The sequence below is a fragment of the Streptomyces yamdrokensis genome (assembly GCF_053890455.1).
Map to the genome: position 1 here is coordinate 2,271,802 of NZ_CM132679.1, position 17,732 is coordinate 2,289,533.

A 17,732-nucleotide genomic window follows, 5' to 3' on the forward strand; every position below is an offset into this window, starting at 1 on the left:
CCGGGCCTTGCCGATCAGGCCGGATTTTGCTGGTCAGGCCGGGTTGAGCCGCCACTGCTGGCAGTGGTTGTTCAGCCAGGTCCACTGCCGCACGTCGGCCGAGTCGGCGGTGGAGCAGTCGGCGACGTCGGCGACCTTGCCGGTGGCCCGGTTGACGATCCGGACGTGACCGCCGTCGGTGGCGACGAACCGGAACCGCTGGCAGGTGTTGTTCAGCCACGACCACTGGCGCAGACCGGCCCCGTCGGCGGCGGAGCAGTTCTCGGTGTCCAGCACCTTGCCGGTGGAGACGTTCACCAGCCGGTGCGTGTCGTCGCCGAGATCCTCCAGCCGCCAGCGCTGGTTGGCGCCGCCGTTGCAGGTGTACTGCTGCACGTCGGCTCCGTCGGCGGACGAACTCCCGGCGACGTCGAGACACTTGCCGCTGTTGCGGTTGGTGAGGGTGTAGGTGGTGGAGACGGCCGACGGCTCGCCCGAGGGCCCGGCCCAACTCGCCCCGAGCCGTACGGGCGTACCGAGGTTCGGTGAACCGTCGGAGTTCCAGGTGAACTTCTGCGCCCGCGCGGTGCGCCCGTTGTCACAGCCGTCCGCCGCCGAGTCGTTGGCGTGGTAGACGATCCAGCTCTCGCTCCCGTCCGGGGAGGTGAAGAACCCGTTGTGCCCCGGCCCGTACACGCCGTTGCCGTCGCTGCGTTGGAAGACGGGCGTGGACTCCTTGGTCCAGGACGACGCGGAGGTGGGGTCGGAGCCGGTGAGGGAGAGCCGGCCGAGCTTGTAGTCGGGGGTCCAGCAGCCGCTGGCGGAGTAGACGAGGAAGGTCCGCCCGCCCCGCTGCAGGACCTCCGGCCCCTCGTTGACGGCCGCGCCCTGCCGCTCCCAGTCGTAGGTGGGCGTGGACACGGTGGAGAAGGAGGAACTCACCGTGTAGGGGTTGGACATCCGGGCGGCGACCACGTTCTGTGTGCCGTTGTGCGTGCTGCCGAAGAGGTGGAGCTGCCCGTTGATGGTGGCGACGGTCGGGTCCAGCATCCAGGAGGAGTTGAGCTGCCCCCGGTAGGTGTACGGCCCCAGGGGGTCGGACCCGGCGCTCTCCAGGACGTGGCTGCGCTGGGTCGGGTTGTAGTCGGAGACGTTCTGCCCGGCGACGTAGTACAGGTACCAGCGCCCGTTGATGAAGTGCAGTTCGGGCGCCCAGATGTTGCAGCACCGGGAGGCCGCGTCGCCCTGCCACACCTGCACGCTGGGGGCGGTGGCGAGCCCGGCGAGGGTGGCGGACTTGCGGATGGTGATGACGTCGGTCCAGGAGGTGCTGATGAGGTGGTAGTTGCCGTCGTGGCGGACGATCCAGGGGTCGGCGCCCTTCTGGGCCTTGACGGGATTGCCGAACGAGGCCGCCTGCGCGCAGGACTGCCCGAGCGAGAGGGCGAGCAGCAGCGCGGCCAGCAGGGTCAGTACGCGACGGGCCATCCGCTGCTCCAGTTCAGGAGGTTGATGCCGAGTTTGGGGGTGCCGTTGTCGCCTGCGTCGTAGTAGTGGTAGACGATCAGGTCCCCGTCGACGTCGTTCATGATCGACTGTCCGCCGGGCCCGACGATGTTCCCGTGCGACTCCAGTACGGGCGTCCCGCCGTTGTTCATCATCGAGACGCCGTTCCTGTCGCGGTACGGCCCGGTGACGGTGGTGGCGCGGCCGACCTTGACCTTGTAGGTGGAGTTGGTGCCGGCGCAGCAGGTGTCGTAGGACGCGAAGAGGTAGTAGTACCCGCCCCGCTTGACGACGAAGGGCGCCTCGACGGCCTTGGTCCCGGTGGGCCGGGACGCGAGGGAGTAGCGGGTGGTGTTGCCCGAGAGCTGCTTCCCGCTGGACGGGTTGATCTGGATCATCTTGATCCCGGTCCACCAACTGCCGAAGGAGAGCCACCACCTGCCGTCGTCGTCGACGAAGAGGTTGGGGTCGATGGCGTTGTGGTCGCTGGAGGAGCCGGACGTGTGGACGGTGCCCTGGTCGGTCCAGCTCCCCGGCTGCCCGGTGCCGGAGGTGGCGAGCCCGATGGCGGAGGTGTTGGAGCCGAACGACGAGACGGAGTAGTACATCAGGTACCTGCCGCCGTGGTACGAGATGTCGGGCGCCCACGCCTCCGGCACGGAGGAGTAGTTCCGCCACCAGCCCGGCCGGGAGGTGAAGGCGTCCGCCCCGGCGTTGAAGGCGGTGCGGTCGCCCGACGTCTTGTTGCTGATGCCGCCGCCGGTCGCGTACAGCAGGTACTGCCCCGACGACGTCCGCATCATCGACGGATCGTGCGTGACGACGGAGCCGGTGACCCGGCCGGGGTGGGGGTACGCCGACGCGGTGGTCGGCATGAGCGCGAGCAGGGCGGCGGTGGGCAGAGCGAGGAGGACGGTGCGTTTGCGGAGGGAGCTGCGGCGCATGCGGGTCTCCTTGCGGTGGGGGTCGAAGCATGTCCGTCATACCGAACAGCGATCGCAAGTTCGAACGACCGGACCGTAGAATCGAACCTCTTGCGCGTCAATGGCCCTCGCAGCCCCCATCGACGCGGACCCCGGCGCGGACGGTCTTCGCCGGCGGCTCACGGTCCACCACCTCCCACCGCTCGGCGAGCGCCTCGACCAGCAGGAGCCCGCGACCGCACTCGTCGAGAGGCAGCGAGGCGCCCACGCCACCGGGATCAGGCGGACACGGCGGCCCGGTACGCGTGTCGGTCACCTCCACGAGGTCCCACGGCCCCATGCAGTTGCTCGAGAGCGCGGAGAACCAATGGTTCGCCTGCGTCGAGGGACAGCAAAGCGGTCAGTTGATCGACGACCGCAAGGTGGTCAGCGTGCTCCAGAGGAGGTGTGCCAGGATGCGTGCACAGGCTCTGTCCCTCACAGAATCAGTGAGCCTGTTGCGGCGGATGCGGGGAGACCCATGAGCACCGGTGAGTCGGCCTGGCACAAGTCAGCCTGCAGCAGCAGTGGTTCCGGCGACTGCGTAGAGGTGGCGGCCTGCCCCGCCACCATCCACGTCCGCGATTCCAAGAACCACCAGGGCCCGCAGCTGCCCCTCTCCCCCAGCGCTTGGACCGGCTTCCTCACGCACCTCACGAACTGACCGGCGGCTTCCCTCAACTCCGGTCTGTGGATGAGCCGCATGCGAGGATGTCACCCGTGACCGAATTGTCTTCCCCGCCCACCGCCGAGGGCACGCCTCGCGACTCCGGACCGGGTCCCCGTACCGCCGCCGTGCTCGTGTTCGGGTCCTCGGCCGCGGTCCTGGTGGTCGAGATCGTCGCTCTGCGGCTGCTGGCTCCCTACCTCGGCCTCACCCTCGAGACCAGCACCACGGTGATCGGCATCGCCCTCACCGCGATCGCCCTCGGTTCGTGGCTGGGCGGGCGCATCGCCGACCAGGTCGATCCACGCCGGCTCATCGGCCCCTCGCTCGGGGTGTCGGGAGTGGTCGTGGCGCTCACCCCCGCCGTGCTGCGCACCACCGCGGAGTGGACACCGGCGTTGCTCCTGCTGATCGCGTCGCTGACCATCCTCGTGCCGGGCGCGCTGCTCTCCGCGGTGACGCCGATCGTGACCAAGCTGCGTCTCACCAGCCTCGCCGAGACAGGAACGGTCGTCGGCCGGCTGTCCGGCGTCGGCACCGTCGGCGCCATCGTCGGCACCGTCCTGACCGGTTTCGTCCTCGTGTCGCGGTTGCCGGTCAGCGGCATCCTGATCGGCCTCGGAGCGCTGCTGGTGGTCGGCTCGGCGCTGGTCGAGTGGCGAACGCGCCGGTGGAGCACCACCCCTGTCCTCGCACTCGTGGTCGTGGCCGGCGGCCTCGCCACCACGGTCGCGCCCGGCGCCTGCGACGCGGAGACCAGGTACCACTGCGCACGGGTCGTCGCGGACCCCGACCGGGACAGCGGCCGCACACTGGTTCTGGACGGCCTGCGGCACTCCTACGTCGACCTCGACGACCCGACCTTCCTGGAGTTCACGTACGTGCGCGCCATCGCGTCGGTGGTCGACGCCGCCTTCCCCGAGGACGAGCCACTCGCCGCCCACCACCTGGGCGGCGGCGGGCTCACCTTCCCCCGTTACCTCGCGGCCACCCGGCCCGGCACGCGCAGCCTCGTGTCCGAGATCGACGGCGGGGTCGTGCGCATCGACCGCGACGAACTCGGTCTGGGGCCGGAAGCCGGTATCGACGTACGCGTCGAGGACGGCAGGCTCGGCCTGCGGCGACTGGACGCCGGCAGCCGTGACCTCGTCGTCGGCGACGCCTTCGGGGGCGTCAGCGTGCCGTGGCACCTCACCACGGTGGAGGCGATGAGCGACGTACGGCGGGTGCTCGACGAGGACGGCCTGTACGTCGCCAACCTCATCGATCACGGTGTCCAGGCCTTCGCACGCGCCGAAGCGGCCACCCTCGGCGAGATCTTCGAGCACGTCGCCCTCGTCGGCGAACCCGCCGACATCGGCCTCGACCCGACCGCCACCCCCGGGGGCGGCAATCTGGTGGTGCTCGCCTCCGACCGGCCGGTCGACCTCCGCGCGGCCCAGGAAGCGCTGGACGCCCGGCAGACCGGCTGGAAGATCGCCGCCGGCGACGACCTCACCTCCTGGATCGGCGACGCCCGACCCCTCACCGACGACTACGCACCCGTCGACCAGCTCCTCCAGCCCTCCGGCCCACGAAGCGGCCGCTGACGTCCTCTCAGCGACGATCACTTCCAGCAGGGCTTTCACCCCGCCCTCGCGCCTTCGCGTTCGGTCCCGTAGGACTCCGGGGCGGTGCGGAACTCCTTCTTCCCGGGAACACTCGGGGGCGGCACTCGGTGAACGATCGGGTGCCGCCCCGCACACTACGGCCGGCGTCAGTCCGTGGCGGCGACCACCTGCGCCGACGAGTCGCGGATCTTGCAGTAGTACGCCGTCATGTCGGCGCCGCTGCCCCGATAGCGCCAGGGCAGCGCGTTCACATAACCGTCCACGAGCCGGAACTGCTCGATCGCCATCTCGTCCCGGTCCTGGAGCGAGAGGTAGTACGCCAGCAGGTGGCGCAGCTCCGGCAGCCGCGGATGGGCCGGGTCGGCCGCGGCGGCGTCCGCCAGGCCCGCGTCCACCCGCGCCACCATCTCGGGCGTGCGGTCGTCCTCGGCGTCGTCCGAGTCGTCGTGCTCGAAGTGGGCGACCAGCGGGAGCACGGTCAGCAGGCTGCCCAGCGGTGCCTTCGCCACGGCCCGCTCGGCGAACTCCACTGCCAGCTGCTCGGAGCCGCGCCACTTCTTGCACCAGTACTGGAGTGCCCGCCAGTGTCCCTCGTAATGGTGCGGGGCGCGCGCGGTGATCTCCGCCCACAGCTTGTCCATCTCGGAGTGCGGGTAGCCCAGGCCGAGCGCCACCGAGATCTCCGTGACGTACGGCGTGGGGTCGTCGGGGTTGAGCGCCGCCGCCCGGGTTATCTCGTCGCGGGAGCGGTGCAGCATCCGGTGGAAGCCGGCGAACTGCTCCTCCGTCGTGTACTCGGCCCGCTTGGCGCCGCGGATCCGCGCGGCGAGGGTGATCGTGCTGCTGGCCCGGACCACGGCGGCGTCCGGGTCGTCGGGGCGGGCGGCCTCCCAGGCGAGCAGCCAGGTGTCGTCCTCCGCCGCCAGCCCGCCCAGCTCCCCGACGGCCATCGACCGCCGGTCCCAGTTCCGCCCGATGCCCCGCAGCAGCTCGGCCGCAGCGTGCCAGTCGCCGCCGCCCACGCGGCTCAGCGCCGCTTCCCAGCCCGCGGGCAGCGGGCCGGCGTACTCGGTGTTCTGCCGGCCGGCGGGCAGCAGGCCGAGTTTCCCGGCCGCCTCGGCGGCGGCGTCCTCGTCATGGGCCGGGGAGAAGAACTCCTTGAGGAACACCCAGGCCAGCCACCCGAAGAAGATCAGCGTGGGTATGGCCAGGATCGCCAGGATCCACAACACTACGGTCATCGGGGACTGTCCGTTTCTCGGTTAGCAGGGTCGGTCGGAGCAGAGGGCAGCAAGGCGCGCAGCGGGCCGGTGTCCGGATGGTCGGCGACGGCAAAACCCACGGCGGGGCCGATCAGATCGTCCATGTCCGGGCCGTCCAGGTCGCTCAGGGCCGTGTCGGACGGCGGCGCCGGTTCTCCCGGCGCGGGCAGCAGCCGCGCGGTCGCCCCCCGCTCCCAGGAGAACTCCCAGTGCAGCCGGGCGCGTGCGCTGAACTCGGCCAGCACCATGCGGTGCAGTGACTCGGCCAGGGCCGGCCGCACGAACTCCCAGAAGACGCGCCCCTTCGCGGCCACCGCCTCGTCGGACAGCGGCAACCGCCGCGCCAGCTGCCACAACCGGCCGTCGTCGATCAGGTCGAGCAGCGCGGGCAGGGTCGGGGGCGCCTTGGTGTACAGGGCCAGGGCCCGGTGCAGGGGGGTGTCGAGGCCCGCGAACTGGGTGGTCATCGAACCGTTGAGCAGCTCCGGCCAGTCGGCCGTACGCCGGAACCGCCGCGCCTCCTCCGTGAGGACCGCGTCCTCCAGGGCCGCCAGGGTCCGTTCGGGGTCGGACAGCAGGCCGAGGGCGGCTCCTCTGCCCTCGTCGGTGCGGTGGTCGGCGGGCAGCGCCTCGATGCGGCGGACGCGGTCGGCGATCGGCGGGTGGGAGTCGTACGGTGAGGCGGGCTCGGTCGGCAGCTCGGTGCGCAGCCCGGCCAGTTCCAGCTGGCGGGCGCTCAGCATCCGGCCGAAACCGCCGAACACCTCACCGCGCGGCGGCAGCAGCCCGGCGTCCTCGCCCAGGGTGACGTAGTGGTGCATGTAGAAGCCGAACGTGGCGTCCAGCACCGGGATCTCGCGCAGAGCCGAGGCGGTGGCGTCCCTGCCGGCGATCCGGGCGGCCGCGGCGTCGGCGGCGTACTCCTGGCCGCGGGCGCCGGCCAGCGTGACGCGCAAGTAGAGCTTGGCGTACGCGGTGTAGATCCGGGCCATCGCGCGGTAGGTGACGCCCGAATGCCGGGTGCCGGCCTCGCTCGACTTCCTGCCCTTGGCCGCGGCCTTGGCGTTCTTCTTCTCCTGCCGGGCCTGTTCGCGTGCCGCGGTCCTCCCGGCGAGCTCCTCGAAGTGCCCGATGGTGCGCAGGATCTGGGCGCGGCCGCGCACGGTGAGGGCCGCGAGGCGGGTGTCGGCGTTTGAATAGTGGCCCAGTTCGTGCGCAAGGACCGACCTCAGCTGGGCCTCCGTCAGCCCTTGGAGGAGGGGCACGCCGAGGTGGAGGCGGCGCGGGCCGGGCAGCAGGCCGAGCAGGCGGGCGTCCTCGGCGACGGCCGCGTCGACGTCCGGCGTCAACAGGACGCGAGACGGTACTCGGGTGCCGATCCGGTCGGCCAGCTCCCGTACCGTGCGCCACAGTTCGGGCTCGTCGGCCTCCGTGACGGGCAGGCCGGGGGCCTCCTCCGCCTTCGGTGTACGCAGCATGAACAGGCCGCGGACCAGCGGAATCGCCAGCAGCACGGAGACCAGATACAGCTTCACCGCGAGGCCCGACGGGACGTGCAGATACAGCAGGTAGTCGATGCCGGCGAGCACCGCCAGCAGCAGGACGCCGAGCAGATGGAAGCCGGCGAACAGCAGGAGAGCGCGCAGCGCGCGCAAGGTTGCGCCCATCGGGCAGGGTCCCCCACGGGATGTCCGGTTGACGGAATCGGGTGCGGCGGCACAGGTGCCGCGGCTGATCGCGGCCGGTGCGAGGCAAGCTCACGGACGGTCGTGATCAGTGGTTGTGGGGGAAGTGGAGTATCACCTACCGGGGGGTTGACGTGCAAGACGCGCCCATGGCAGGCCGGTCGGTGCCGGTCTGCCATGGGCGGCGTGGCCGGCGCGTGGCAGACCGACGGGCGGGACCTTCAGGGGCATCCGCGCACTCGGCGAACGCGCCACAGCCGAACTCAGCGGCTTTGGCACACGTCGCAACACATCGCCCTCAGCCCCGGCAGGACCGGCGACATCGCCCGCACAGCCCTCTCTCAACAGAACCTGGAAGTGGTCATCGCTGAGAAAACGTCACTGAGCCGTTCCGTAGTGGACGCGCCGGGCGTGGCCGGACACGTGGGGAGTTTTCCCGCGATCTCGGGATGCCGGTCGGATGCGGGAACCGGCGGGGCATGCGTGCGGGGTGGTACCGGAGAACAAGTCCGGTACCACCCCGCACGCATGCCGGTACGGCTGGTCTACCAGCGGTACCAACGGCCCTTGTTGCCGCCTGCGCTTGTGGAGCGCATGACGAAACCGAGCAGCCACACGGCGAGCACGATCACCGCCACGATCCACAGTGCCTTCAGAGCGAATCCGGCACCGAAGAGGACGAGGGCCAAAAGAAGAACAAGAAGCAGGGGAACCATGATTATCAACCTCCGATGGACCGAATTCCCCGGAGTTCTCACACCACGCACATGACCTGATGTTTCTTTCATTCCGCAGGGGGAATGCGCGCGCCCGCATCTCTACGGCGGCGTGACCTGTCCCGCACCGATGGCTCCGCTCAAGATGCGCGTCCGACGGGAATGGCGAAACTGGCCATATGGCACAACCACGTCGCACACCCGCCGGGAATACCAAAACGGCGTCCGCTCGCCGTACCGGATCCGCGCGAGGGCCCGATCACGCGGCCCGTACCGCTCTCCAGACCCTGGAAGGGCTGATCGACCACCCGGCGGAAGGCGTGTCCGCCGTCCGGCGTTCCGACGACGGCTGGTGTGTGGTGGTGGACGTTCTGGAAGTTCCGCGGATTCCCGACACCACGAGCCTCCTGGCCTCCTACGAGGTGCAACTCGACCAGGCCGGCGAACTCCTCGAGTACCGCAGGGTCCGCCGCTACCGCCGGGGTGCGGCCGACGAGTGATCCGTGTTCGCTCCCTCTGCTGGAAGGATCTTCCATGCCCGTGACCACCTACTCCGACGAAGTAGTGGCCTGCCCGCCTCGCTCCGGCACGTTGTACGACGTGCTGGAACTGATTCTCGACCGCGGCATGGTCATCGATGTGTTCATACGGGTCTCGCTGGTCGGGATCGAAATCCTCAAGATCGACGCGCGCATCGTCGTCGCGAGTGTGGACACCTATCTGCGGTTCGCCGAAGCGTGCAACCGGCTGGACCTCGAGCGCGATTCCGGCAGCACCACGGTCCCCGAACTGTTCGGCGGCGGTGCGGCCAAGGCCGTCGGCAAGCGCAAGGTACGCAAGGCGGCCGACACCGTGGGCGACACCATGCGCAAGGCGGTCGGCGGCGGCGACTCGTCCGACGACGAGGAGGACGAGGACGAGGGCGAGGAGCAGGAACGCCCGAAGAAGCGTGCCCCCGCGCGCAAGAGCAGCCGACGCCGCGTGGAGGCATGACCGCGATGACCGACGGTGTGTACGTCTACGCGGTCCTGCGGGCGGGAACGGCGCTCCCGAAAGGGCTCGGCGGTGTGGGCTCCCCTCCCGCCCGGGTCCGGACGATCAGGCAGGGCCCGCTCGAGGTGGTCGTCAGCGACGCGCCGCCCGAGCTGCGCGCGCGACGTCGCGACCTGCTGGCGCACCAGGAACTCCTGATGCGCCTGGCGGACGAGGGGCCGGTGCTGCCCATGCGGTTCGGCATGGTCGCACCGGACGAGGAAACGGTCCTCCAGCAGTTGGCCGCCTCCGGGTCCCGCCATGCGGCCACCCTGGAACAGCTGGCCGGCCGCTTCGAGATCAACGTCAAGGCGCTTCCGGCGCAGAACGCGCTGGCGGCCCTCGTCGCCGAGGAGAAGGACGTACGGCGGCTTCGCGATGCCGCACGGCGGCGCCCCGGCTACGAGGCCAGCATCAGACTGGGCGAGGCCGTCACCACCGCGCTCACCCGCAGAGCGGCGGCGGCGGGGCAGCGCCTGCTGCGCGACCTCACGCCCATGGCCCGCGCCGTGGCAGCGGGTCCCGCCGTCCCGGGCTGTGCCCTCAACGTGTCCTTCCTCGTGGACCGCGGCGACAGCGACACCTTCCTCACCAGGGCCCAAAACGTCGCGGACGCGCATCGGGAGCACATGGAGGTCCGGCTCGCCGGCCCGCTCCCCTGCTACAGCTTCGTCTCGTCGGAGGCCCGCCCCGTGCCCGTGGGCGGGGCGTGACATGGGACTGGTCACCGGCCTGCTCACGCTGCCCATCGCACCGGTCCGCGGCGTGATCTGGGTGGCCGAGAAGCTCCACGACGCCGCCGAGCGCGAGTTGCACGACCCCGCCGTTCTGCGTACGCAGCTGGCGGTGCTCAACCAGGAGCTCGAGGCGGGCGACATCACTCTGGAGGAGTTCGAACGGGAAGAGGAACGGCTGCTCGACCGGCTGCACGCCGTGCGGGTCGGCCCGGCGAAGAGCGATCGCGATCGAAGGTGACGTGCTGATGGAAGACCAGTCAAAGGTTGTCGTGGGGGCCGCGCTGCTCGGCGGCTACGTGCTGGGCCGGAGCAAGAAGGGACGGGTGGCCCTCAGCGTCGCCACGTACCTGGCCGGCAGGCGATTCGGCCTGGAGCCCCGCCAACTCGCCGCGGAGGGAATGCGCAGGCTCGGTGAGGTTCCCCAGTTCGCCGAACTCCAGAACCAGTTCAAGGGCGAGGTCCTCGACGCGAGCCGCAAGGCCGCGACCGCCGCCGCCAACCGCCGCATGAGCTCGCTGGCCGACGCGGTCAGCGCCCGCACGGCCCGTCTTCTCGAAACTCCGCAGGACAAGGACAAGGACAAGGACAAGGACAAGGACAAGGACGAAGACGTCGGCGAGGGGCGCGAGGACGAGTACGCGGACGAAGAGGCACCGGAGGACGAGGGCGCGGAGTACGGGGACGAAGAGTACGACGAGGGCGAGGGCGAGGGCGAGGAGGAAGAGGAAGAGGAGGAAGAGGAGGGACCCAGCGCAGAGGACGAGGAAGAGGACGAGGAGGAGGAAGAGGAAGAACCCAGCGCGGAGGAAGAGGAGGAAGAGGAACCCGGCGCAGAGGAGGAGGAAGAGGAGGAGAGCCCCGAGCGTAAGCCGGAGAAACGGCCGTCGGGGAAGCGTGCCCCCAGGAAGCCCCCGGCCAAGAAGTCCGCCCCGGCCAAGAAGACGGCTCCCGCGAAGAAGGCGACCGCGAAGAAGTCCGCCCCGGCCAAGAAATCGGCCCCGGCCAAGAAATCGGCCTCCAAGAAGACCTCTCCCGCGAAGAAGACGGCGGCAGGCACATCGTCGGCGGCGAAGGGGACCGCATCCAAGCGCACGAAGCGTCGGAGGTAACGAGTCATGGCCAAGACGAAGAACGAAGAGCCCGAGGCGGAGGAGTCCGGACTGAGCAGGCTCCGGCAGGAGATGTCCGGCTTCCTCGGTGCACAGACGGAGAAGCTCGCCGGGAAGGCGAAGGACAAGCTGACCGACGTCACAGGCCGGCTGACCGACGTCGCGGAGAACGGTGGGTCCCTGCCCGCGATCGGCTCACGTGTCCTCAAGGGTGAATCGCCGGTGAAGGCGTTCGCCTCGGAAAAGGCCAAGGGGGTCAAGGACAGTGTCGTGGGCAAGGTCAAGGAGACCTTCGGCGGCGGGGGGAAGGGCAAGCGCAAGTCGGGCGGCGGCAAGCTCATGAACATCATCGAGGTACTCGATGTGGGAGTGCCTCTGCGGACCGCTTACGACCACTGGACCCAGTACGACAAATTCAGCGGTTTCGCCAAGGGTGTTCAGGACGTCTCGTTGGACGACGAGACGGGCAGCAACTGGAAGGTCAAGATCGGACCGTCTTCGCGCAGCTTCAAGGCGACGGTCCAGGAGCAGGTGCCCGACGAGCGCATCGTGTGGACGTCGGAAGGCGCCAAGGGCACCACGCGGGGTGCCGTGAGCTTCCACGAACTGGCTCCGTCCCTCACCCGCATCGTCCTGGTCCTCGAGTACTACCCGGCCGGGTTCTTCGAGAAGACGGGCAACCTCTGGCGTGTCCAGGGGCGCCGTGTGCGCCTGGACTTCAAGCACTTCCAGCGGTACGTCACGCTCACCGACGAGGAGCCCGAGAGCTGGCGTGGCGAGATCCGGGACGGAGAAGTCGTCAAGTCCCACGAAGAGGCCATGGAGGAGGAGGAACAAGAGCGCGAGGAAGGCGAAGACGGCGAAGAAGGCGAGGAGGGCGAGGAGGGCCCGGAGGCGGAGGCTTCCGAGGACGAGGAAGCAGACGAGGAAGAGGAGGGAGAGGAAGAGGAAGAGGACGGCGAGGCCGAGGACGACGAACTGACGGGCGAGGACGAGGACGAGGAGGACGAGGAGGAGGAACCGGAAGAGGAGGAACCGGAAGAGGACGAGGAAGAAGAGGAAGAGGAAGAGAACCCGCCCAAGAAGCGTGCGGCCCCCGCCAAGCGGCGCTCCAGGAGTGCCCGGTGACCGACCTCGACTTCAGGCAGGACGCTTGCTCCCCTGTCCCCGGGCCGCGGAACACCGACCTCGCCGACATCCTCGAGCGCGTCCTCGACAAGGGCATCGTGATCGCCGGCGACATCAAGATCGACCTTCTCGACATCGAGTTGCTGACCATCCGGTTGCGTCTCTTCGTGGCGTCCGTGGACACCGCGAAGAAGGCCGGCATCGACTGGTGGGAGACCGACCCGGCACTCAGCTCCCGAGCGGCACGAAGCTCTCTGCAGGCCGAGAACCGCGAACTGCGTGCCCGCCTGGAGGCACTCGAATCCACCTCCGCATCCGCATCATTGAGCCGGGGGGAACCAGAGGAATGACGGAGCGCAGTCCCAAGGCGTCGGAAACGTCGGAACCGAGCGCCCTCTACGTGTACGCGGTCTGCCGCGCCGACGGAGGCCCGGTCCTCGACGGGGTGTCCGGGGTCGCCCGGGACGAACCCCTGCGTTCGCTGTCCTTCGGTTCCCTCACCGCGATCGTGCAGACGGTTCGTGCGGCCGAGTTCACGGACGAGGCCTGGCAGGAGCGTCTGGCGGACGAGCCCGAGCTCGAACGGTACGCGCGCGCCCACCACGAGGTCGTGTCGGCGGTCGCCGCCCAGGCGCCCACGGTCCCCCTGCCGCTGGCGACGCTGTACAACGGCGAGGACAGGGCCAGGCGCGTGCTGGGCAACGAGTCGGCGCGCTTCCACACCGCCCTGAAACGCATCGCGCACCACGCCGAATGGGGCGTGAAGGTCTACGCGGCCGCCGCTTCGGGCGGGGGCGCTCCGGGCGACGACGCTCCGGGCGACGACGGCGAGAGACCGGCGCAGCGGCCGGGCCCGCCGGGCGATCGGGGCGGCCGTCCGGCGCCGGGAGCGGGGCGGGCGTACCTGGAGCGCAAACGGAACCTGCGGGCGCGGCGCGAGCAGCACAGGGAGGACTCCCTGCGCGTCGCCGAGACGGTGGACGCGCAGGTGTCCCGCATCGCCACGGCGTCCCGCCGGCTCCGGCCGCACGGTCCCCGGACGGCCGGCGGCGACCACCGGGTCCAGGTCCTCAACGCCACCTACCTGGTCGCCGAGCACCGGTCGGCCGAACTGAACCTGCTGGCGCGGGACCTGCGGGAACGTACCGGCGCGCGGATCGAACTCTCGGGCCCGTGGGTGCCCTACTCCTTCGTGGGCGAGGTGTGAGGGATGACACACGAAGCGGTTCCCTGGGACACCCCCGGCCCTTTGAGCGGCCCTATCGGGGTGCCGCTGGTCGATCTCCTGGACCGGGTCCTGGCGACCGGGGTCGTCGTCAGCGGGGACCTGGTCATCGCGATCGCCGATGTCCCGCTCGTACGGGTCTCGTTGCACGCCCTGCTGTCGTCGGTCAGCGAACGCGTACCGGCTCCGTGGGCCGACAGCGGGCCGCTGTGACGGCCTCGAGGGTGGACCTGGACTCCGAGCAGGTGGGACGCGATCTCGTCACCCTGGTCCTCACCGTGGTCGAGCTCCTCCGTCAGCTGATGGAACGGCAGGCCCTGCGGCGCATCGACCAGGGCGACCTCACCGACGACCAGACCGACGAGATCGGTACCACACTCATGCTGCTCGACCAGCGCATGACGGAGCTCTGCGAGCAGCACGGCGTACGCCCGGAGGATCTCAACCTCGACCTGGGACCGCTCGGCACCCTGCTGCCCCGGGACTGACGGGGCGGCGGTGCGGGCGGAGCAGAGCAGGCGAAGCCGCCGGTCACCACCCGAATGGCGGATGACCGGCTTCCGGAGCACAGTGGAAACGAGGGCGCAAAGCGGCAAAGGACATCTGCCGGCTCCGGACCGCCCTCTCACCGGACGAGGCTGTGCGAGGGAACTCATGACGACGACGACCGGCAGTCGGAGCGGTACCGCACTGGACACGAGCGGCGCCGAGGGTGCGACCCGTGGAACGACCACCATCGCGGACACCGTGGTCGCGACGATCGCGGGCATAGCCGTGCGTGAGACCGAGGGGATCCACGCCCTCGGCGGCGGCGCCTCGCGAGCGCTGGGAGCGGTCAAGGAGAAGGTGTCCCGCTCCAGTGATCCGAGGCGCGGCGTGAAGGTGGAGGTGGGCGAGAAACAGACCGCCATCGACGTCGACGTCGTGGTGGAGTACGGAGCCCGGATCCGGGACACCGCGAAGGATCTCCGTGACCATGTCACGGACGCGGTCGAGACGATGACCGGGCTGGAGGTCGTCGAGATCAACATCAGGGTGCTCGACGTCCATGTCCCGGGCTCCGACGAGGACGACGAGGACACGGAGGGCTCTTCCTCGTCGTCCCGCGTCCAGTGACACGGCGGCCTTCGTGACGTGCGGCAGGCTCCGCGGTACCCCCACAAGACCTCTTTGTTGACGGGGCTCGAAGCCCTCCGGCACCCGCGGTACGGAAAGTACTCACACGCCCGGCTCACCCGTTCGGTCCTCCGCGCCCACCGCGTCGGTGGTGGGAGTGGTGGTGGGAGTGGCCGGGGCTGTGGGGCAGGGGGTGGTGGGGGAAGCGGTGGGGTCGGGGGACGGGGGTTCGGGGGCCGGGGTGCAGTCGTCCGGGTCGGTGGGGGAAGGGCCCGGGTCGGAGGGGTCCGGGGTCGGGTCGGAGGGGTCCGGGGTCGGGTCGGAGGGGTCCGGGGTCGGGTCGGAGGGGTCCGGGGCCGGGGTGTCCGTCGGGGATTCGTCGGGGGGATCGGGGGTCCCGCTCGTCGGGGGGTCCGTCGGGGGCGAGGGGTCCGGTGACGGGGACGTGGTGGGGGATGTGGACGGGGACCGGGTGGGGGTTGACGGGGTGGTCGGGTCCGGGCCGATGATGATGCCGTCGTCCTTGCCGCCGTTGCCGCCGGTTCCGTTCTCCTGGTCGGCGGGTTCCGTGGCCGGGGTGTCGCCGCCGGCTCCGGGGCTCTTCGGGATGACGCCCCTGCCGTCGGGGACGGTGTGGACTCCCCTGCCGTAGAACTCCAGCCAGTGCCTGACCAGGTTCAGGTAGGCGCGTGAGTGGTTGTAGCTGAGGATCGCCCGGTCCAGGTCCGCGGCCCGTGCCAGGTTCCGGTCGCCCGCGCACAGGTAGTGGCCGGCGGCCAGGGCCGCGTCGAAGATGTTGTTCGGGTCGGCGCGGCCGTCGCCGTTGCCGTCCACTCCCCAGCGGGCCCAGGTGGACGGCAGGAACTGCATCGGGCCCACCGCGCGGTCGTAGACCGTGTCACCGTCGTGGGCGCCCCTGTCCGAGTCCCTGATCAGGGCGAAACCCCGGCCGTTGAGCGGCGGTCCGGTGATACGGCCCAGCGTGGTGCCGTTTTGGTCGACCGCTCCGCCGCGCGCCTGGCCCGACTCGACCTTGCCGATTGCCGCGAGCAGTTCCCAGGGCAGCCGGCAGCCGGGGTCCGTCCTGCCGACGGAGGTCTCGGCGGCACGGTAGGCGCGCAGCACGGTGGCCGGGATGCCGGACTGGGAGCGCAGGTTCCGGGTGGTCACCGGGGCGGCCGACGCGACGTCCGAGTCCTTCAGGGGCGGGAGTTCGGTGTGGTAGGAGCCGTCGCCCGGAGGGGCCGGTTCGGCGTACGGGCCGCTCCCCGCCGTCGATGCGTGGTCGTCGTCGGTGGAGGGGGTGGCGCGGGCGCCCTTCACGTCCGGGGTGAGGCCGGGCGCCTGGGAGGCGGTGAGGGCCGCCACGGCCGTCACGGCGAGGGCGGTCGTCCGCAGTCTCCTGCGGGCCCCGCCGGAGCGCCGGTGTCGTGGGCGTGCACGGTGTACGGACATGGCGGTCACTCCTGTCGGGTACGGGGCTCGGGTGCGGGGCTCGGGTGCGGGGCGGGGACAGAGGGAGGGTGCGGCTCGGGCAGGGGTGGGCCGCGGGCGTACCGGGGCCGGTCTCAGCGGCCGAAGGTGTCCAGGGCGAAGACGCGCCAGCGGCCGTCGCGGTGGACCATGTCGACGGCGAGCATGGCGCCGGCGTACACGCCCTCGTCCTGCTCCTTCCTCGTGGCCTTTCCGTCCTCGTCCGTGGCCGGCCCGGTTCCCGCGGTGGCCACGCTGCTCTGGTCGGCGTAGACGAGGACCCGGGCGCGGTCGCCGTCGACGCGTTCGACCGCGCTCTCGGTGACCGTCGTGGTGATCACCGCCTTCTGCTCGTCGGCCCGCTTGCGGACGTCGGTGAGCAGCGTGTCGTGCTGGTCGACGGCCTTCTCCGTGAGGAGGTCCCTCGCGGCCTTCTCCAGGGCGCCGGGGTCCGTGTGGTCGTAGGAGAAGAGCGCCTCGACGGCCTGGGACGTCTGTCCTTTGATCTCACTGGTGCGGGCGAGGTCGGTCAGGGCCGTGTTGCTGCGCGCGGGGTCGTCCCGGAGTGTCCCGGCCCTCGCGTGGGCCCAGCCGGCGAAGCCGCCGAGGAGGAGGGTGAGGGCGCAGAGCAGCGCGAGGGGGAGGGCAGGGCGGCGGCGGGAACGGAGGCGGGATCCGGGGACGAGGTCCTGGGGGGCGCTCCTGGTGCTCCTGGTGCTCCTGGTGCTCCTGGTGCTCCTGTCGGTTGTGGTGCCGGTCTCCTGACGGGATGCCGGCCCGTCCGTGGTCGGGTCGGCGGCCGGAGCGGGGAGGAGGGCCGTGCCGCCCGTGCGGGGTCCGGGGCGGGTTTCGCGGGCCCGGCGACGGCGCTGGCGGTTGATGTGGTGGCGGGTCGTCGACATCGTGCGGTTGTCCTCCTCGGTGCGGCGGCTCGGCGTCTCGGTGGCCTGGGCGGTACGGGGCCGGGTCAGCCGGCCGACGCACCGCCCACGGGTGCCTGACCCAGCGCGCTCAGCTTCCAGCGGCCCTCGGTCCGGGTGAGTTCGCCGAGCATCCGGCTGTCCTTGTCGGTCTTCGCGCCGTCGGCCGCCCTGACGGAGACGCGCAGGGCGATCAGCACGCGGGCGCGGCCGGCCCGGTCGTCGAGCTCGGCGACGGCGCCCGACAGCACCCGGGCCGTGGTGACCGTCTCCGCCGCCTTCACCTGTTCGGCGAAGTCCGTGCGGCCGGAGGCCAGTTGTTCGTGCAGTTCTCCGGTGGTCGACGACTCCCACAGGTCGAGTCCCCGGTCCAGGTTCCGGTGGTCGAGCGTGTTGAGGTTCTGCACGGCCTGTTCCCCGGCGGCGAGTGCCTCGTCCCGCTGGACGGCGTACGCGGCCCGGTCGTCGTGGGCCGCGTCGTACCAGTCCTGGCCCGCCCGTGCCGCGAAGCCGCCGGCCAGGAGGGTCAGGGCGAGGAGCAGGGCCGGCAGCGGCCGGGTACGGGCGCCGGTGAGGGCGGCGCGGACCGCGCGTTTCATGGGGTC

The 17,732-nt window shown here is 70.7% G+C and carries 22 protein-coding genes and 1 pseudogene; 14 read left to right on the forward strand and 9 right to left on the reverse strand.

What is annotated here, in order from left to right; all coding sequences use genetic code 11:
• Positions 1-33 precede the first annotated feature (33 nt).
• From ACWZEH_RS09580 to ACWZEH_RS09590, 3 genes are all read right to left on the reverse strand, one after another.
• Entirely contained in the window at positions 34-1,467 is a 1,434-nt protein-coding gene (locus ACWZEH_RS09580) for a family 43 glycosylhydrolase (RefSeq protein ID WP_456197434.1), read from the reverse strand.
• Positions 1,449-2,429 (reverse strand): arabinan endo-1,5-alpha-L-arabinosidase, encoded by a 981-nt coding sequence (locus ACWZEH_RS09585; RefSeq protein ID WP_456197435.1) that lies wholly within the window; start codon positions 2,427-2,429, stop codon positions 1,449-1,451. Before ACWZEH_RS09585 ends, ACWZEH_RS09580 begins: the two co-directional genes overlap by 19 nt.
• Before the next feature lie 97 nt (positions 2,430-2,526).
• Positions 2,527-2,676, reverse strand: coding sequence for an ATP-binding protein (locus ACWZEH_RS09590; protein ID WP_456197437.1), 150 nt, complete (start codon positions 2,674-2,676; stop codon positions 2,527-2,529).
• Between the two features lie 64 nt (positions 2,677-2,740).
• On the opposite strand from ACWZEH_RS09590, the pseudogene ACWZEH_RS09595 reads away from it, so the two are divergent.
• The 3 genes and pseudogenes from ACWZEH_RS09595 to ACWZEH_RS09605 all read left to right on the forward strand — a co-directional run.
• Positions 2,741-2,932, forward strand: a pseudogene (locus ACWZEH_RS09595) (Scr1 family TA system antitoxin-like transcriptional regulator); the annotation flags it as partial.
• Positions 2,929-3,111 carry a DUF397 domain-containing protein gene (locus ACWZEH_RS09600; RefSeq protein ID WP_456197439.1) on the forward strand — a complete coding sequence of 61 codons (183 nt, stop codon included), beginning with the start codon at positions 2,929-2,931 and terminating at the stop codon, positions 3,109-3,111. The pseudogene ACWZEH_RS09595 and the gene ACWZEH_RS09600, both read left to right, overlap by 4 nt.
• 47 nt (positions 3,112-3,158) lie before the next feature.
• A complete protein-coding gene (locus ACWZEH_RS09605) occupies positions 3,159-4,703 on the forward strand; it encodes a fused MFS/spermidine synthase (protein WP_456197441.1) in 1,545 nt (514 codons plus the stop codon).
• A 167-nt stretch (positions 4,704-4,870) separates the two neighbouring features.
• Here the strand turns inward: ACWZEH_RS09605 and ACWZEH_RS09610 are convergent, their stop codons facing one another.
• From ACWZEH_RS09610 to ACWZEH_RS09620, 3 genes are all read right to left on the reverse strand, one after another.
• A complete protein-coding gene (locus ACWZEH_RS09610; RefSeq protein ID WP_456197443.1) occupies positions 4,871-5,965 on the reverse strand; it encodes a hypothetical protein in 1,095 nt (364 codons plus the stop codon).
• A complete protein-coding gene (locus ACWZEH_RS09615) occupies positions 5,962-7,653 on the reverse strand; it encodes a M48 family metallopeptidase (RefSeq protein WP_456197445.1) in 1,692 nt (563 codons plus the stop codon). Before ACWZEH_RS09615 ends, ACWZEH_RS09610 begins: the two co-directional genes overlap by 4 nt.
• A gap of 563 nt (positions 7,654-8,216) precedes the next feature.
• Complete coding sequence (locus ACWZEH_RS09620) at positions 8,217-8,387, reverse strand: hydrophobic protein (RefSeq protein WP_384006577.1); 171 nt, start codon at positions 8,385-8,387, stop codon at positions 8,217-8,219.
• Between the two features lie 179 nt (positions 8,388-8,566).
• Here ACWZEH_RS09620 and ACWZEH_RS09625 point away from each other — a divergent pair, with 179 nt between their 5' ends.
• The 11 genes from ACWZEH_RS09625 (at position 8,567) to ACWZEH_RS09675 (ending at position 14,734) form a co-directional block, all read left to right on the forward strand.
• Entirely contained in the window at positions 8,567-8,887 is a 321-nt protein-coding gene (locus ACWZEH_RS09625) for a gas vesicle protein GvpO (protein ID WP_456197447.1), read from the forward strand.
• 34 nt (positions 8,888-8,921) lie between these two features.
• Complete coding sequence (gene gvpJ, locus ACWZEH_RS09630; RefSeq protein WP_456197448.1) at positions 8,922-9,380, forward strand: gas vesicle protein GvpJ; 459 nt, start codon at positions 8,922-8,924, stop codon at positions 9,378-9,380.
• Positions 9,377-10,132, forward strand: a complete 756-nt coding sequence (locus tag ACWZEH_RS09635; protein ID WP_456197450.1) for a GvpL/GvpF family gas vesicle protein — start codon at positions 9,377-9,379, stop codon at positions 10,130-10,132. The genes gvpJ and ACWZEH_RS09635 overlap by 4 nt, the downstream gene beginning before the upstream one ends.
• 1 nt (position 10,133) lies before the next feature.
• Positions 10,134-10,394: a gas vesicle protein GvpG gene (locus tag ACWZEH_RS09640; RefSeq protein ID WP_384006589.1), complete on the forward strand. Its 261-nt coding sequence runs from the start codon at positions 10,134-10,136 to the stop codon at positions 10,392-10,394.
• Between the two features lie 7 nt (positions 10,395-10,401).
• Positions 10,402-11,265 carry a histone protein gene (locus ACWZEH_RS09645; protein WP_456197452.1) on the forward strand — a complete coding sequence of 288 codons (864 nt, stop codon included), beginning with the start codon at positions 10,402-10,404 and terminating at the stop codon, positions 11,263-11,265.
• A gap of 6 nt (positions 11,266-11,271) precedes the next feature.
• Positions 11,272-12,393 (forward strand): SRPBCC family protein, encoded by a 1,122-nt coding sequence (locus tag ACWZEH_RS09650; protein WP_456197454.1) that lies wholly within the window; start codon positions 11,272-11,274, stop codon positions 12,391-12,393.
• On the forward strand, positions 12,390-12,743 hold the full coding sequence (locus ACWZEH_RS09655) for a gas vesicle protein (protein WP_456197456.1): 354 nt from the start codon (positions 12,390-12,392) through the stop codon (positions 12,741-12,743). The genes ACWZEH_RS09650 and ACWZEH_RS09655 overlap by 4 nt, the downstream gene beginning before the upstream one ends.
• Entirely contained in the window at positions 12,740-13,600 is an 861-nt protein-coding gene (locus ACWZEH_RS09660; RefSeq protein WP_456197458.1) for a GvpL/GvpF family gas vesicle protein, read from the forward strand. Before ACWZEH_RS09655 ends, ACWZEH_RS09660 begins: the two co-directional genes overlap by 4 nt.
• Before the next feature lie 3 nt (positions 13,601-13,603).
• Positions 13,604-13,831 (forward strand): gas vesicle protein, encoded by a 228-nt coding sequence (locus tag ACWZEH_RS09665; RefSeq protein ID WP_257849268.1) that lies wholly within the window; start codon positions 13,604-13,606, stop codon positions 13,829-13,831.
• A complete protein-coding gene (locus ACWZEH_RS09670; RefSeq protein ID WP_257849267.1) occupies positions 13,828-14,106 on the forward strand; it encodes a gas vesicle protein K in 279 nt (92 codons plus the stop codon). The genes ACWZEH_RS09665 and ACWZEH_RS09670 overlap by 4 nt, the downstream gene beginning before the upstream one ends.
• A 166-nt stretch (positions 14,107-14,272) precedes the next feature.
• A complete protein-coding gene (locus tag ACWZEH_RS09675) occupies positions 14,273-14,734 on the forward strand; it encodes an Asp23/Gls24 family envelope stress response protein (RefSeq protein WP_456197461.1) in 462 nt (153 codons plus the stop codon).
• Between the two features lie 102 nt (positions 14,735-14,836).
• Here ACWZEH_RS09675 and ACWZEH_RS09680 read toward each other — a convergent pair whose 3' ends face one another.
• From ACWZEH_RS09680 to ACWZEH_RS09690, 3 genes are all read right to left on the reverse strand, one after another.
• Positions 14,837-16,189 carry a lytic transglycosylase domain-containing protein gene (locus tag ACWZEH_RS09680; RefSeq protein ID WP_456197462.1) on the reverse strand — a complete coding sequence of 451 codons (1,353 nt, stop codon included), beginning with the start codon at positions 16,187-16,189 and terminating at the stop codon, positions 14,837-14,839.
• 113 nt (positions 16,190-16,302) lie between these two features.
• Positions 16,303-17,109, reverse strand: coding sequence for a hypothetical protein (locus ACWZEH_RS09685; RefSeq protein ID WP_456197464.1), 807 nt, complete (start codon positions 17,107-17,109; stop codon positions 16,303-16,305).
• A gap of 65 nt (positions 17,110-17,174) precedes the next feature.
• Entirely contained in the window at positions 17,175-17,726 is a 552-nt protein-coding gene (locus ACWZEH_RS09690; protein ID WP_456197465.1) for a nuclear transport factor 2 family protein, read from the reverse strand.
• Between the last annotated feature and the right edge of the window lie 6 nt (positions 17,727-17,732).